We start from the raw sequence: 15,437 nt of genomic DNA on the forward strand, positions 1-15,437 counted from the left end.
GGTCGAACCGAGTCCGGTAAAACCGATCCTGGGGCAGGAAGCATAGAATGAAAGTCATCATCTGCGGCGCGGGCCAGGTCGGTTACGGCATTGCCGAGCGGCTCTCCCAGGAAGGCAACGACGTCTCGGTTATCGACACCTCCGCCTCGCTCGTCTCGCATATCACCGAGACGCTGGATGTCAGCGGTTATGTCGGCCACGGCGCCCATCCTGATGTGCTGGCGAGGGCCGGCGCCGACCAGGCCGAAATGCTGATTGCCGTCACGCTCTACGACGAAATCAACATGACCGCCTGCCAGGTCGCCCATTCGCTGTTCAACGTCCCGACCAAGATCGCGCGTATTCGCTCGCAGAACTATCTGCGGCCGGAATATTCCGATCTCTTCAGCCGTGACAACCTGCCGATCGACGTGACCATTTCGCCGGAAATCGAGGTCGGCAAAATGGTTCTGCGTCGCATTTCCTTCCCCGGCGCCACCGACATCGTGCGCTTCGCCGACGACCATATCGCCATGCTCGCCATCGAATGCATGGAAGATTGCCCTGTCGTCGACACTCCGCTCAATCAACTGAGTGAACTCTTTCCGGACCTCATGGCGACGGTCTGCGCGATCTACCGCAACGGCCGCCTGAATGTCGTGCGCTCGCAGGATCACTTGCAGGTCGGCGACCTCGCCTATGTCATCTGCCAGCGCGATCACGCCCGCCGCACGCTCGGTCTTTTCGGCCATGAAGAGCAGGAAGCCGGTCGCATCGTCATCGCTGGCGGCGGCAATATCGGCTACTACGTCGCCCGCGCCATTGAGGAGATGCAGCCGAAGACCCGCCTGAAGATCATCGAGAACGACCGTGAGCGCGCGCTTGCGGTCTCCGACCAGCTGAAGGACGGCATCGTCCTGCACGGATCGGCACTCGACCAGAACATCCTCCAGCAGGCCGACATCCAGGATGCCGATCTGATGGTGACGCTCACCAACAACGACCAGACCAATATCCTGAGTGCCGCCATGGCCAAGCGCCTCGGCTGCAAGTCCGGCATGGCGCTGATCAACAGCCCGTCTTTCCACGAACTGGCGACGTCGATCGGGATCGATGCCCACATTAACCCGCGCGCCGTCACCATTTCCCGCGTCTTGCAGCACGTCCGCAAGGGCCGCATTCGCGCCGTCTATGCCGTCCAGAAGGGCAAGGCCGAGGTGATTGAGGCCGAGGCGCTGGAAACCTCGCCGCTCGTCGGCAAGCCCTTCCGGGAGCTTGAATTGCCGCCAGGCCTGCGCATCGGCGCCATCCTGCGCGACAAGACCGTGATCCGCCCCGATGGCGACACCAAGATCAAGGCCAAGGACCGCGTGGTTCTCTTCGCCGCTGCAGAGGCCGTTCGCCATGTCGAGCAGCTCTTCCGCGTTTCGATCCAGTATTTCTGAAGGTTCACAACCCCATGCCGCGCATTGCCTATGTCAACGGTCGCTATCTGCCGCATTCCGAGGCGGGCGTGCATATCGAGGATCGCGGCTATCAATTCGCCGACGGTGTCTACGAGGTCTGTGAAATCCGCCACGGTGTCATCGTCGATCTGACCCGGCATCTGGATCGCCTGGATCGCTCTCTGTCGGAGCTTGCCATGAGGCGCCCGATGAGCCGCGCCGCACTCACCCAGGTCATCCGCGAGGTCGCCCGCCGCAACCGGGTGAAAAACGGCCTCTTTTATCTCCAGGTGACGCGCGGCGTCGCCCGCCGCGACCACGTCTATCCGTCGGCGGAAACCCCGCCGAGCCTCGTCATCACAGCCAAGATCACCGATCCGGCGGTGATTGCGACGAAGAACGAAAAGGGCCTGAAGGCAATCACCCTTCCCGACAATCGATGGGACCGAGTCGATATAAAGACTGTCGGACTTCTGCCCAACGCCATGGCCCGCCAGGCGGCAAAGGAAAAGGGTGCACAGGAAGCCATCTACGTCGACGCCCGGGGCATGGTCACCGAAGGCGCGGCCACCAATGTCTGGATCGTCGACAAGGACGGCGTCCTTGTCACCCGTCCCGCAGAACAGGGCATCCTGCGCGGCATCACCCGCACCGGGCTCATGGATGTGACGGCAAAGCTTGGCATCAGCGTGCAGGAACGCGAGTTTTCCCGTGAAGAGATGCTCTCGGCCCGCGAAGTCTTTATCACCGCCGCAACCAGCATCTGCTTCCCGATCGTCGAGATCGATGGTCAGCCGATCGCCAACGGCCATCCCGGCGCCATGGCCGAACGGATCCGTTCCGCCTTTTTCGACGTTGCGGAAAAGACGGTGATTTGATACCACGTTTTTTCGGCGGAGGGGCGAGGGGCCAATTCCCAGAGCTTACCAGCTGGCAACAATAATCACACCGGTCGCAAAGCACCGGCAAGAAAGAAAGAAGCGGCGCCATGGCGGAACGTTCTCAGAATCTGCAGGATCTTTTCCTCAACACCGTACGAAAGCAGAAGATTTCGCTGACGATCTTCCTGATCAACGGCGTAAAACTCACCGGTGTCGTGACATCCTTCGACAATTTCTGTGTTCTCCTGCGTCGCGACGGCCATTCCCAGTTGGTCTACAAGCACGCCATCTCGACCATCATGCCCGGCCAGCCGATGACGATGTTCGAGAACGACGAAGCCTCTTCCGGACAGGACTGAGATCATCACCAGCCGCGATACAAAGAACGAATCGATCATCCCGGAGGACGAAAAGCGCCGGGATGACATGCGGGCGCTCGTGCTCGTTCCCGTCCTGAAGCAGGCGAAGGCGCAAGCACTGCCCGAAGGCGCGCCGCCAGCCCCGAGCCGCTCGAATGAAGCGCGTCTCGAAGAGGCGATCGGCCTTGCCCGCGCCATCGATCTCACCATCGTCCAAGGCTTGATCGTCACAGTCAGCCAGCCTCGACCGGCAACACTCATGGGATCCGGCAAGATCGCCGAAGTGAAAGCGCTGCTCGACGAGTTCGATGCAGGCCTCGTCATCGTCGATCATCCGCTCACCCCGGTTCAGCAGCGCAATCTTGAGAAGGAATGGGGCGCCAAGGTCATCGACCGCACGGGCCTGATCCTCGAAATCTTCGGTCGCCGCGCCTCCACAAAAGAAGGCACGCTGCAGGTCGACCTCGCGCATCTGAATTATCAGAAGGGCCGTCTGGTCCGTTCCTGGACCCACCTTGAGCGTCAGCGCGGTGGTGCAGGCTTCATGGGTGGACCGGGTGAAACACAGATCGAAGCAGACCGGCGCATGCTGCAGGACAAGATCATCAAGCTCGAGCGCGAGCTCGAACAGGTAGTCCGCACCCGCCAGCTCCACCGTGCCAAGCGCCGCAAGGTGCCGCATCCGATCGTGGCGCTCGTCGGCTACACCAATGCCGGCAAGTCGACGCTCTTCAACCGCATCACCGGTGCGGGCGTGCTCGCCGAAGACATGCTGTTCGCAACGCTCGATCCGACGCTCCGCCGCATGAAACTGCCGCATGGCCGCACCGTGATCATGTCGGACACCGTCGGTTTCATCTCCGACCTGCCCACCCACCTCGTTGCCGCCTTCCGCGCGACGCTCGAAGAGGTCCTGGAAGCCGATCTCATCCTCCATGTCCGCGACATGTCGGATCCGGACAATGGCGCACAGTCGGCCGATGTCCTGCGCATCCTCGACGATCTCGGTATCGACGAGAAGGAGCGCTCGGAACGGATCATCGAGATCTGGAACAAGATCGACCGCCTCGACCCGGAGAACCACGACGGCATTCTGCAGAAGGCAGCCGGTCGCGCAAACGTCCTGCCGGTCTCCGCCATAACGGGCGAGGGTGTCGACACGCTGCTCGATATCATCTCGCAGCGCCTCTCCGGCGTGTTGACCGAGGCGACGATCACCATTCCCGCCGACAAACATGCCGTGATCTCCTGGCTCTACGAGAACGCGGTCGTCGATGGCCGCGAGGATCACGAGGACGGCTCCGTCAGCCTCGACGTGCGCCTGACCGATCGCCAGGCCAACGAGTTGGAGCGTAAGCTCGGCGGACCGCAGCCCGCGCCTAAGGAAGACTGGGAGCGCTGACCAAAGGCGTGATGGCCTCTTGATCCAGGTCAACTGATCCCGCCGCCATGTGTGTCAACTTTTGTTTACACACATGGGAGGTGGTCATGCGCGTCGTCTTCATTCATCCGAACTATCATTCCGGCGGCGCCGAGATCGCCGGCAACTGGCCACCCGCCTGGGTCGCCTATCTCGGTGGGGCGCTGAAGTCGGCAGGCTTCACCGACATCCATTTCCTTGATGCGATGACCAACGACATGACCGAGGATCGGCTGCGCGACGAACTCTGCCGCCTGCAACCGGATATCATCGGCTGCACGGCTATCACCCCGTCGATCTACATGGCCGAGCGCTGCCTGGAGATCGCAAAGGAAGTCTGCCCTCACGCGCTCCGTGTCCTCGGCGGCATCCATGCCACCTTCATGTACCAGCAGGTGCTGACCGAGGCGCCTTACATCGACGTGATCGTCCGCGGCGAGGGCGAGGAGATTATCGTCGAACTCGCCCGCGCCTTTGCCGCTGGAAACTGGAAGGAGGCGAGGGCGGGCATCAAGGGCCTCGCCTATAGCACCGACGACGACAAGATCATCGCAACGCCCGCCGCCCCAACCGTGAAGAACTTCGATGCCGTCGACCCGGACTGGACGCTGCTCGAATGGGAACAATACATCTACGTGCCGCTCGGCGTGCGCGTGGCCATTCCGAACATGGCGCGCGGCTGCCCCTTCACCTGCTCCTTCTGCTCGCAATGGAAGTTCTGGCGCGACTATCGCATCCGCGACCCGAAAAAGGTGGTCGACGAGATCGAAAAGCTGGTCAACGACCATCAGGTCGGCTTCTTCATCCTCGCCGACGAGGAGCCCACCATCAACCGCAAGAAGTTCATCGCCTTCTGCGAGGAGCTGATCGCTCGTGGCCTGCCCAACAGGGTGAAATGGGGCATCAACACCCGCGTCACCGACATCATCCGCGACGAGGAATATCTGGCGCTCTATCGCAAGGCCGGCCTCGTCCATGTCTCACTCGGCACGGAAGCCGCCGCCCAGCTGAAGCTCGATCGCTTCAACAAGGAGACCAAGGTCGCTGAGAACAAGAAGGCGATCCGCCTGCTGCGCGAGGCCGACATCTTCACCGAAGCCCAGTTCATCGTCGGCCTGGAAAACGAGACGGCGGAGACACTCGAGGAAACCTATCGCATGGCGCGCGACTGGAACCCGGATCTCGCCAACTGGGCCATGTACACGCCCTGGCCCTTCTCCCCGCTGTTTCAGGAGTTGGGCGACAAGGTCGAGATCTTCGACTTCTCGAAATACAATTTCGTCACGCCGATTATGAAACCCGATGCCATGGACCGCGCCGAACTGCTCGACCGGGTCATGAACAATTACCGCCGCTTCTACATGATCAAGGCGCTCTTCCACTACCCCTGGCGCGGCAAGGGCTTTCGGCGGCGGTATCTTCTCGGCTGTCTCAAGGCCTTCATGAAAGCCGGCTTCGAGCGGAAATTCTACGATCTGGGCAAGCACAATTACTGGGGCCCGCAGTCAAAGGATAAGGTCGATTTCGGCTTCGACATGACCCGCAAGATCGCACCGGCTCAGATGGATGACTGGCAGGCGGCCTCTGAGCGAGCGAGCCAGCTACGTGCCCGCAAGGCCGGCGAGGCGGAAGAGGCGCGGACACCCGTCCTTGCCTGCGGCGGAGGGCCGGAGAGCCACGATGCCCACGTCTGACAGCAGCTTGGCGCGACCGTACGACCACGATGTCGCAGATGGTGTCCCAGAAGCCAGATCGCCAGCCCGGATCGGCCCGAATGCCATCATCCAGACGGGACAGGCGCTCGCCGCGCTGTTTGGCGACGAGACGGCGCGTATGATCTTCGACCGAGCGGGAATCGGCCATCGTTTCGTCGATCCACCCGGCACGATGCTGGATGAACGAGAGCCTCAGCGGCTCTTCGCCGTGCTCTGTGATACCTTGTCGGATCAGGACGCCACCCGCGTCTTGGCGCAAGCCGGTGACCGCACGGGCCATTATCTGCTAGTCAATCGCATTCCGAAGCCGGCTCGCTGGCTGCTGCCGCGTCTGCCGACTGCCATTTCTGAGCGGCTGCTTAGCCGCGCCATCTCCGCCCATGCCTGGACCTTTGCCGGCAGCGGCCGGTTCTCGGGCCAAGTGCGGGGCTGTAGGCGGCCGGTCGTTCAGCTTGCGATCCAGAACAACCCCCTGGCAACCCCCGGCTGCCCCTGGCATGGCGCCGTCTTCGAACGCCTCTTCGCCACCTTGACCGCAACCCAAGTCTCGGTCCTGCACCCCCGCTGCCAAGCCAAGGGCAACGACTGCTGCGAATGGACGATTACGGGTGCGACAGGGTCGCTGCAGTCCGCCCGAATGTCTCGGAGAGCCGCAGCCGACCGACCGGATCGAGAAGATCGCCCGTCACAAGCGTCGAGATGATGGATCGCACGCCTGGCAATGTCGTGATGGGCGCGATCAGATGATCCCTAAGGGTAGGCAGCAGACGGCTGTCCGATTGGTAGAAGGGCGTCAGCACCCGACTGAGGAACTGGTAGCTGCGCACATGCATCTGTCTTTTCCGCAGATGCCGCGCGATCGCCGCGTCGACATTCTCTGCGTGGACGAGGGCCGAGGCGAGCGATGCAGCGTCGAGCAGCGCCATGTTCGCGCCTTGGCCGAGCTGAGGGCTTGTCGCATGCCAGGCATCACCGATCTTCAGCGCATGCCGCCCGATCACCGGCGGGCGGGTCTGGTGGCGATAGCGCGCATGAATAGGTTCGGCGACAGCCGCTAGCGGAAGCGCATCGGGCCAGAGCTTGCCCACCGCCTCCAGCCACGCGTCGCGGCCAGCCTTGACCCATTCGGGATGGTCAGCCGTGCGCAGGCTCCAGAAGAAGGTCGCCATGGCGGGTGCCCCTTCGCGAGTGGTCCCGACCGGCAGCACACCGGCCATGCATGAGGCACGGTCATAGCGCTGTTCGAGCAGGTTCTCCTGGAACGGCCCGCCATCGGGGAAGGGCACCGTTGCCCAGAGCGCGCCATAACTGAGTTCGCTATCCGGCCGACTGCCGATCGGCGAATTGGCCCCCATGGCATCGATCACAAGGTCTGCTTGCGGTGAACGCGCACCATCCTGGAAGACGAGGCGGGCACGAGGCCCCGGCTCAATACCGCTGATCCGCGCCGATGCCTCGAAAGTCACACCGGCTGCGCGCGCTGCCTCGAACAAGGTGTTGAACAGAGCCACCCGCTGGACAGCGATCCCGAATTCGCCGGACCGGTAGCGCACGTCGAGCACTGGCTTGCCGCCGTCCTTCAACCGTCCGACCATCCGGTCGATGCGTCGCCCGCGTGCGGCAACCGGATCGAGCAGACCCATGGCCGCAAGAACCTGAGCTCCCGTCGGCTGCAGCACGAAGCCGGAGCCCACCGGACGGGGCGCATCCATCTGGTCGTAGAGTGTCACGGAGGCGCCGAACCGGGCGAGCATGGTGCCGAGAGCCAGTCCACCGACGCCAGCGCCTGCAATGGCCACATCAAGTCCAGTGAGCTTCATGCTGGTTCAACCAATTTGCCGCTGGATGCTTTTTGCTGCCTGCCACAGCTCCTCCATGCGTTCCAAGGAAGCATCGACCAACGTCTCACCTGATGCCTGAAGAGACGTTTCTATATGTCTGAATCGATTGCGGAACTTTGTATTCGTTCCGCGCAGTGCCTGTTCCGGCTCCGCACCCACATGCCGGCCGATATTGACCAATGCGAAGATCAGATCGCCGAGCTCGTCCTTGACCTTGTCAGGCTTGTTTTCGGCCAGCGCCTCGCGCAATTCGCCGATCTCCTCCTCGACCTTGTCGAGAATGGGGGCAGCCTCCGACCAGTCGAAGCCGACCTTGGCCGCACGCTCCTGCAGCTTCAAAGCTTCTGTGAGTGCCGGAAAGGAGCGCTGCACCGAGCCGAGATAGCCGGTATCAGGATCATCAGCCGAGCCGCGGGCCGCGCGCCTTGCGAGACGTTCCGCCTTCTCCTGTTGCTTGATCATGTCCCACTGTGCCTTCACCGCCTCCGGCGTATCGGCATCGGATCGCGCAAACACATGCGGATGCCGCCGGATCATCTTGCGTGTGATGGCTTCGACGACGTCGCCGAAATTGAACTGTCCGGACTCCTCGGCAATCCGTGCGTGGAAGACCACCTGCAGCAAAAGATCGCCCAGCTCCTCGCAGAGATCATCCGGATCCTTGCGCTCGATCGCATCCGCCACTTCATAGGCTTCCTCGATCGTGTAGGGTTTGATCGTCTCGAATGTCTGGACGATGTCCCAGGGGCAACCCGTTTCGGGCTGGCGCAACGCCGCCATGATCTCGAGCAGGCGATTGATATCGGTCGAGGCTTCCATTGTAATCCCGTGTGGCTCGCTCAGTTGAGCGGAATGTCGTTGTCGCCCTTGGACGACTGATAGCTCTCCGACAACCGGTCATATTCCGCCTTGATCCGGCTCGCCTGTTCGAAAAGGGCAGGCCGATCGGCGTCGCTGGCAGAGGCCACCATCTCGATCATCGCATGGCTCAGCCAGAAGGCGTTCTGCCGGCGATAGCCACCTGGCTCCAGGCCGAAGACTTCCTTGAGGATCTTCAGATCGTGGGGGATCGCAAAAGCGTCACGGCTGTCTTCATGGCTGAAGAAATAGTAGAAATTGTCAAAACCTGCCCAGGTGATCGCCGACATGCACATCGTGCAGGGTTCATGCGTCGACAGGAAAATCAGGTCCTTGGTATTGGGCCGCTCGCCCTGTTCGTAGAAGCGTTTTAGCGTATGCACCTCGCCATGCCAGAGCGGATTTTCGAGCTCGTTGTTCGTCTCCGCCAGCACGAGCGAAAGATCCGACTTGCGCAGGATGGCCGCGCCGAACACCTTGTTGCCGGCGGCAACGCCACGGGCGGTCAGGGGAAGAATGTCGTGTTCGATCACGTCGAGAAGCCGACGGGTAAGTTCTGGTGTGGTCAAGGTGGCGCGCTCCGCAGTCTTGTGCAATGCGATCCTAGCGCTTGCACAGGAGCCGCCGAAAGGGAAATGATGCTCTGTCTCCAACTTTTTGGCCCGCTTGATGGCTCTAGCCCGGGCGAGCGATCCGTATGAGCGAAACTCGGTGCATTTTGCTCGCAACGGCGGAGGCACTAGGACAGAAATACGCAAGGTGCTGAGCGAAGGAATTTCTGTTTCTTCAATTGTTAAAGACAAAACGCGATAGTGCAGCACTCTGGCAGCGGATGATTCATGGCACAGCAGGACAAACAGCTTTCGGTCTTTCCGGCTTTCTTCAAAGTCGAGAATGAGGTCACCGCCGTTTTCGGAAACGGCAACGAGGCCTATGCGAAGGCGCGCCTGCTGAAAAATACCGAAGCCCGCATCGTTGCCTACACCGATGCCCCAGAAGAGGATTACGCCGCCTTCCTCGCCCAGCACGGCATCGAACAGGTAGCTTTGCCCTTCGAGCCCTCCCAGGTGGATGGCGCGCGCCTAGTGTTTGCCGCGACGGGTGAGGGCGCTCTCGACCGCGAGATCGTGGCCGCCGCCCGCGCCGCCCGTATTCCGGCCAATGCAGTCGATCAGCCCGATTATTGTGATTTCTACACGCCAGCCCTCGTCAACCGCGCCCCGATTGCCGTTGCGATCGGCACGGAGGGTGTCGGCCCGGTGCTCGCGCAGATGATCCGCGCCGACATCGACCGTCTCCTGCCGCGTTCGCTCGGCAAGCTCGGCCGTCTCGCCAATTCCTATCGCCGCGCCGTCGACCGCCTCGTGCCCCGTGGAGCGCCGCGCCGGCTGTTCTGGCGCGATTTCTTCAAGGGCAAGGTCGCAGACCACGTTGAAGCCGATGAGATTAGCCTCGCCCGGCGCGAAGCAACCCGCATCCTCAAGGGCGTTGCCGCTGACCGTGTGGAAGGCCGCGTGTTTCTTGTCGGTGCCGGCCCAGGCGCCGAGGATCTGCTGACGCTGCGCGCCCACCGCCTGATGATGGAATGTGACGTCATCGTCTACGATGCACTGGTGCCCCGCGAAGTCGTCGACATGGGCCGCCGCGATGCCGAGCGCATTCCGGTCGGCAAGCGCAAGGGCTGCCACTCGAAGTCTCAAAGCGAGATCAACGCGCTCCTCGTCGAACTCGGCCATGCCGGTAAACGCGTCGTGCGTCTGAAGTCGGGCGATCCACTGGTCTTCGGCCGTGCAGGCGAGGAAATGGCTGCCCTTCGTGACGCAGGCATCGCCTATGAGATCGTGCCGGGCGTCACGTCGGCGCTGGCCGCCGCCGCCGATTTCGAACTGCCACTGACGCTGCGCGGCGTCTCTTCGTCGCTGGTCTTCACCACCGGCCACGATCTTCAGGGTAATGTGCTGCCGGATTGGGCGCGTCTCGCACTGTCGGGTGCCACCGTCGCCGTATATATGGGCCGCACGGTTGCCGCCTCCGTCGCTGAGCGCCTGATGGCTGGCGGCCTGGCCGAGGACACGACGGTCGCCGTCGTCGAGAATGCCGGCCGCCGTGACAGCCGCCTGCTGCATGGCACATTGAAGGAATTGCCAGGCCTGGAAGCTCGCACAGAGCTATCAGGTCCGGTCATGGTCATCATCGGCGACGCAGTCGCCGGCGCCGATTTCAGCCGTTCCGAGCCGCTTGGCGCGCTTGTCTCGGCCGAACCGCAACTTGCAAGGATTTGAGGATGGTAGACAAGGTTCTCACAGCAAACCGCCTGACCGACGGCATCGCCGTATGGCTGGACGCCAATGGCCAGTGGACCGAGCGTCTGCAGGAAGCCTTTGTCGCGCGCCATGCTGAGGCGGTCGATGCCCTCGAAGCCGCCGGCAAGCAGGCCTTTGCCAGCAATCTCGTGGTCGATGTCAACGTCATCGAGATCGAGGAAAAGGATGGCAAGCTGCGTCCGCTGCGCCTTCGCGAGCGTATCCGGGCCGAAGGTCCGACCATTGCATATGCGGAAGGGCATGGTTATGCCGACCCTGCATTCATCGCGGCTTGAGGCCTGAGGTAAGACATGTATCGTTATGACGAATTCGACCACGCTTTTGTGTCGGCGCGCGTAGAACAGTTCCGCGACCAGGTGGCCCGCCGCCTGTCGGGTGAACTGGCGGAAGATGCTTTCAAGCCGCTGCGCCTCATGAACGGCGTCTATCTCCAGCTTCACGCCTACATGCTGCGCGTCGCCATTCCCTATGGCACGTTGAATTCCAAGCAGATGCGCATGCTGGCGCATATCGCCCGTAAATATGACCGTGGTTATGGTCACTTCACCACCCGCCAGAACATCCAGTACAACTGGCCGAAGCTCTCGGACACGCCGGCTATCCTGGAAGATCTCGCAAGCGTCGAGATGCACGCCATCCAGACCTCCGGCAACTGCATCCGTAACGTGACCGCCGACCATTTCGCCGGCGCTGCCGCCGATGAAGTCGCCGATCCGCGCCCCTATGCCGAGATCCTGCGCCAGTGGTCCTCGCTGCATCCGGAATTCTCCTTCCTGCCGCGCAAATTCAAGATTGCCGTTACAGGCGCGGAAAAGGATCGTGCCGCAATCCAGGTGCACGACATCGGCCTCCAGCTGAAGAAGAACGAGGCCGGCGAACTCGGCTTTGCCGTCTATGTCGGCGGTGGCCAGGGCCGCACGCCGCTGATCGCCAAGAAGATCCGCGACTTCCTGCCCGAGGAAGATCTGCTGACCTACATCACCGCGATCGTGCGCGTGTACAACCTGCATGGCCGTCGCGACAACAAGTACAAGGCGCGCATCAAGATCCTCGTCCACGAGACCGGTGTCGAAGAACTGACGCGTCAGGTGGACGCTGAATTCGCCGAAATCCAGGACAGCGAACTGAAGTTGCCGGAAGGCGATATCCGTGCAATCGAAACCTATTTCGCCCCTCCGGAACTCACTGCTCGCCCGGACGGCTGGGAAGCGCTTGCCCGTGCCCAGAAAGCCGATCCGGCTTTCGGTTCCTGGGTCCGCCACAATGTTCAGGAACACCGCCACCCCGACCACGCTATGGTGACCATCTCGCTGAAGCCGATCGGCGGCACGCCGGGCGACGCTTCGGATGCACAGATGGATCTGGTAGCCGATCTCGCCGAGCGCTACGCCTTCGACGAGATCCGCGTCAGCCACGAGCAGAACCTTATCCTGCCACATGTCGCCAAGGGCGATCTCTATCCGCTTTATCAGGCGCTGGAGAAGGCAGGCTTGGCGACCGCCAATTCCAACCTGATCACCGACATGATCGCCTGTCCCGGCCTGGACTACTGCGCGCTCGCCAATGCGCGCTCCATTCCGGTCGCCCAAGCCATCTCGGAGCGCTTCGGCTCCCAGGCCCGCCAGGAAGAGATCGGTGAGCTCAAGATCAAGATCTCCGGCTGTATCAATGCCTGCGGCCACCACCATGTCGGCCATATCGGCCTGCTGGGTGTCGAGAAGAAGGGTGCCGAGCTCTACCAAATCACGCTGGGCGGTTCCGGCGACGAGAACTCCTCGATCGGTGAAATCATTGGTCGCGGTTTCGAGCCGGAAAAGGTGACCGACGCCGTCGAGACGATCGTCAATACCTATCTCGGCCTGCGCCTCGAACCCAAGGAAACCTTCCTCGAGGCCTATCGCCGCGTCGGCCCGAAGCCCTTCAAGGATGCGCTCTACGGCAACGCCGCCGTCGAAGCCGCCTGAGACTGGAAAGCACATGACCAAGATCTGGAAAGAAACCGGTTTCGTCGAAGGCGACATCTGGGTGACCGAGACGGAAGAGCGCAAAGCAGGCGAGGGCGAACAAGCCCTACTGCCGCTCGAAGCCTTCCTAGAAGCGGTCGCTGAAACCAATGACGTCGGCCTCGGCGTCTTCATCGCGCCCGCCGATGACGTGAAGAAGCTGGAACCATATCTCGACCGCATCGCGCTGATCGCCGTCGCTTTCCCGGCCTTCAACGATGGCCGTGGCTTCAGCCATGCAACGCTGCTCCGCGAACGGCTGGGCTATGCGGGCGAGCTTCGTGCCGTCGGCGACGTGCTGATCGACCAGGTGCCGCTGATGCTGCGCACCGGCTTCGACAGCTTCGCGGTCACCAATGCGGTTGCCCAGCGCAGGCTTGCCGAAAACTGTCTCACGGGCGTTGCCCAGCGCTACCAGCCGACCGCTCGGGATTCCGAGGCAGTTGGTGGTTTCAGCTGGCGTCGTCTTGGCTCCACCGGCGCCTGAGACTTATAAAAATCGCTATGTAAGGGCGGCGAATTGACCTCGGTCAAGGATGCCGCCTTCGCTTTAATGGATATCTCGGCTGCGAAATCTGCATGCCGGCTGAATTGTGGAATGGGACGGTCTGAATTATAGGCTCTTCCCAATCGACAGAACGATAGGACCGACAGCCTATGAATGCTCCTGTGAAGACCGACAATGCCGAACTGATCGTGCCCGAAGGCGTATTCGCCGAGACGGTGCTGAGCGTCACGCATTACACTGACCATCTCTTCCGCTTCCGCATGACGCGACCGGCCGGCTTCCGTTTCCGTTCGGGCGAATTCGCCATGATCGGCCTGATGGTCGAGGGCAAGCCGATCTACCGCGCCTACTCGATCGCAAGCCCGTCCTGGGATGAAGAACTCGAATTCTTCTCGATCAAGGTGCCGAACGGTCCGCTCACCCAGCACCTGCAGCGCATCCAGCCGGGTGACAAGGTGCTGATGCGCAAGAAGCCGACCGGCACGCTGGTGCTCGACGCGCTCACCCCCGGCAAGCGCCTCTACATGTTCTCGACCGGCACCGGCATCGCGCCTTTCGCGAGCCTGATCCGCGATCCCGAGACCTATGAGAAGTTCGAGGAAGTCATCCTCACCCATACCAGCCGCGACGTCGCCGAACTGAAATACGGCTTTGACCTCGTGGAGGAGATCAAGAACCACGAGTTCCTCGCCGAGCTCGTCGGCGACAAGCTCAAGCACTATGCGACGGTCACCCGTGAAGACTATCCCTTCCAGGGCCGCATCACGGACCTGATCGCAAACGGCAAGATGTTCACCGATCTCGGTGTTCCCCCGCTCGATCCCGCGATCGATCGCGGCATGATCTGCGGCTCGACCGCCATGCTGAAGGACACCAAGGAACTTTTGGAAAAGGCCGGCCTCACCGAAGGCGCCAACAACAAGCCGGCCGAATTCGTCATCGAACGCGCCTTCGTCGGCTGATCGTTTATCGCATTCCGGAATCAGAAAGGGCGCCCTCGGGCGCCCTTTTTCGTTATGGCTCTCTGGTGGAGATCAGTTGCCGCGACGGCGGGGACGACGGCTGCTTTCCTGCGCACCGCTCTCGTCTGCAGTCTTGTTGCGCAGCGGCCCGATGCGATCGACGATCACTTCGAGCGTCGGGCGCGGGCCGGGCGTATAGTCGTCGAGTGCCTTGCGCATGGCGGCCAGGTGATCACAGGACGTCCCGCAGCAGCCGCCGATGATCTTCGCACCTGCATCGCGGGCAAGGCGTGCATAGTCCGCCATCAGCGGCGGCGTACCCGAATAGAAGATCTCCGCGCCCCGGAATTCCGGAATGCCGCAATTGCCCTTGACGATCACGGTTGCTTCCGGGTTCGCACCAGTCATGTCGAGCAGGCTCTGCAGGATGTCGGAGGCACCCACGCCGCAATTGGCGCCAACCGCCAGCGGACCGGCGCCGATGTCGGGTGCAACACCATGGATGTCCTTCGGGTGCAGGCCCATCATCGTCTTGCCGGCTGTGTCGAAGGAACCGGTGAACGTGTAGGGCATGCCCACCTTGACGGCAGCTTCGGCCGCCGCGCGAATTTCATCCGGCGACGACATGGTCTCGATCCAGGCAACATCGGCACCACCGGCCTTGAGGCCCTCCATCTGCTCGACAAACGCTGCGACCGCATCCTCGTAGGACATGGCACCGAGCGGGATCAACAATTCACCGGTCGGACCGACGGAACCCGCGACGATCACCTTGCGCGGCGCCTTGTCGGCAACCGAGCGGGCGATTTCAGCGGCCTTCTTGTTCAGCTCATGCACGCGGTCCTGGGCATGGTGCAGCTTCAGGCGATGGCGCGTGCCGCCAAACGAATTGGTGAGGATGATGTCGGCACCCGCATCGACGAAATCCTGATGCAGCTTGACGATCTTTTCCGGCTGCGCCTCGTTCCAGAGTTCGGGCGCTTCGCCGGCCTCGAGACCCTGCGCGAAAAGATTGGTGCCGGTGGCCCCATCGGCGAGCAGCACGCCCTTTTCGGCCAGCAGTTCGGAAAGCGGATTGGACGGGGTTGCCATGGCGGTTCCTCTCTTTGTCATGCTGATCATATAAAGAAGTCTTTATATGG

The 15,437-nt window shown here is 61.9% G+C and carries 15 protein-coding genes; 11 read left to right on the forward strand and 4 right to left on the reverse strand.

Translation table 11 applies throughout. The annotated features are described in order from the left end of the window. Window positions 1-47: 47 nt before the first annotated feature. The 6 genes from trkA to bchJ all read left to right on the forward strand — a co-directional run bounded on the left by trkA (window position 48) and on the right by bchJ (window position 6,502). Window positions 48-1,424 (forward strand): Trk system potassium transporter TrkA, encoded by a 1,377-nt coding sequence (gene trkA, locus C0V73_RS11070; protein WP_102020044.1) that lies wholly within the window; start codon window positions 48-50, stop codon window positions 1,422-1,424. Between the two features lie 14 nt (window positions 1,425-1,438). Continuing rightward, the gene (locus C0V73_RS11075) at window positions 1,439-2,302 is read left to right on the forward strand and encodes a D-amino-acid transaminase (RefSeq protein WP_102020045.1); all 864 of its coding nucleotides are present in this window, start codon (window positions 1,439-1,441) and stop codon (window positions 2,300-2,302) included. Between the two features lie 110 nt (window positions 2,303-2,412). Beyond that, entirely contained in the window at window positions 2,413-2,664 is a 252-nt protein-coding gene (hfq, locus tag C0V73_RS11080; protein WP_006728386.1) for an RNA chaperone Hfq, read from the forward strand. A gap of 67 nt (window positions 2,665-2,731) precedes the next feature. Further along, window positions 2,732-4,066 (forward strand): GTPase HflX, encoded by a 1,335-nt coding sequence (gene hflX / locus C0V73_RS11085; RefSeq protein WP_102020046.1) that lies wholly within the window; start codon window positions 2,732-2,734, stop codon window positions 4,064-4,066. Window positions 4,067-4,152: 86 nt separating this feature from the next. After that, the gene (bchE, locus tag C0V73_RS11090) at window positions 4,153-5,778 is read left to right on the forward strand and encodes a magnesium-protoporphyrin IX monomethyl ester anaerobic oxidative cyclase (RefSeq protein WP_102020047.1); all 1,626 of its coding nucleotides are present in this window, start codon (window positions 4,153-4,155) and stop codon (window positions 5,776-5,778) included. Beyond that, on the forward strand, window positions 5,765-6,502 hold the full coding sequence (gene bchJ, locus C0V73_RS11095; RefSeq protein ID WP_102020048.1) for a bacteriochlorophyll 4-vinyl reductase: 738 nt from the start codon (window positions 5,765-5,767) through the stop codon (window positions 6,500-6,502). The genes bchE and bchJ overlap by 14 nt, the downstream gene beginning before the upstream one ends. Here the strand turns inward: bchJ and C0V73_RS11100 are convergent. The 3 genes from C0V73_RS11100 to C0V73_RS11110 are packed head-to-tail and all read right to left on the reverse strand — an operon-like array spanning window position 6,402 to window position 9,067. Further along, window positions 6,402-7,619 carry an NAD(P)/FAD-dependent oxidoreductase gene (locus C0V73_RS11100; protein WP_102020049.1) on the reverse strand — a complete coding sequence of 406 codons (1,218 nt, stop codon included), beginning with the start codon at window positions 7,617-7,619 and terminating at the stop codon, window positions 6,402-6,404. The genes bchJ and C0V73_RS11100 overlap by 101 nt on opposite strands. A gap of 6 nt (window positions 7,620-7,625) precedes the next feature. Further along, complete coding sequence (gene mazG, locus C0V73_RS11105; protein ID WP_102020050.1) at window positions 7,626-8,459, reverse strand: nucleoside triphosphate pyrophosphohydrolase; 834 nt, start codon at window positions 8,457-8,459, stop codon at window positions 7,626-7,628. Between the two features lie 20 nt (window positions 8,460-8,479). Beyond that, window positions 8,480-9,067, reverse strand: a complete 588-nt coding sequence (locus C0V73_RS11110) for a deaminase (RefSeq protein ID WP_102020356.1) — start codon at window positions 9,065-9,067, stop codon at window positions 8,480-8,482. A gap of 270 nt (window positions 9,068-9,337) precedes the next feature. Here C0V73_RS11110 and cysG point away from each other — a divergent pair, with 270 nt between their 5' ends. The 5 genes from cysG (at window position 9,338) to C0V73_RS11135 (ending at window position 14,295) form a co-directional block, all read left to right on the forward strand. Continuing rightward, entirely contained in the window at window positions 9,338-10,780 is a 1,443-nt protein-coding gene (gene cysG / locus C0V73_RS11115; protein ID WP_102020051.1) for a siroheme synthase CysG, read from the forward strand. A gap of 2 nt (window positions 10,781-10,782) precedes the next feature. Then, entirely contained in the window at window positions 10,783-11,097 is a 315-nt protein-coding gene (locus C0V73_RS11120; RefSeq protein ID WP_102020052.1) for a DUF2849 domain-containing protein, read from the forward strand. Window positions 11,098-11,112: 15 nt separating this feature from the next. Beyond that, window positions 11,113-12,786 carry a nitrite/sulfite reductase gene (locus tag C0V73_RS11125; protein ID WP_102020053.1) on the forward strand — a complete coding sequence of 558 codons (1,674 nt, stop codon included), beginning with the start codon at window positions 11,113-11,115 and terminating at the stop codon, window positions 12,784-12,786. Window positions 12,787-12,799: 13 nt separating this feature from the next. Beyond that, on the forward strand, window positions 12,800-13,312 hold the full coding sequence (locus C0V73_RS11130) for a DUF934 domain-containing protein (protein WP_102020054.1): 513 nt from the start codon (window positions 12,800-12,802) through the stop codon (window positions 13,310-13,312). 170 nt (window positions 13,313-13,482) lie between these two features. Further along, a complete protein-coding gene (locus C0V73_RS11135; protein WP_102020055.1) occupies window positions 13,483-14,295 on the forward strand; it encodes a ferredoxin--NADP reductase in 813 nt (270 codons plus the stop codon). A 72-nt stretch (window positions 14,296-14,367) separates the two neighbouring features. Here C0V73_RS11135 and bmt read toward each other — a convergent pair whose 3' ends face one another. After that, entirely contained in the window at window positions 14,368-15,387 is a 1,020-nt protein-coding gene (gene bmt / locus C0V73_RS11140; RefSeq protein WP_102020357.1) for a betaine--homocysteine S-methyltransferase, read from the reverse strand. Between the last annotated feature and the right edge of the window lie 50 nt (window positions 15,388-15,437).

This window comes from Rhizobium sp. TH135, assembly GCF_002855515.1.
Taxonomy (GTDB): Bacteria; Pseudomonadota; Alphaproteobacteria; order Rhizobiales; family Rhizobiaceae; genus Allorhizobium.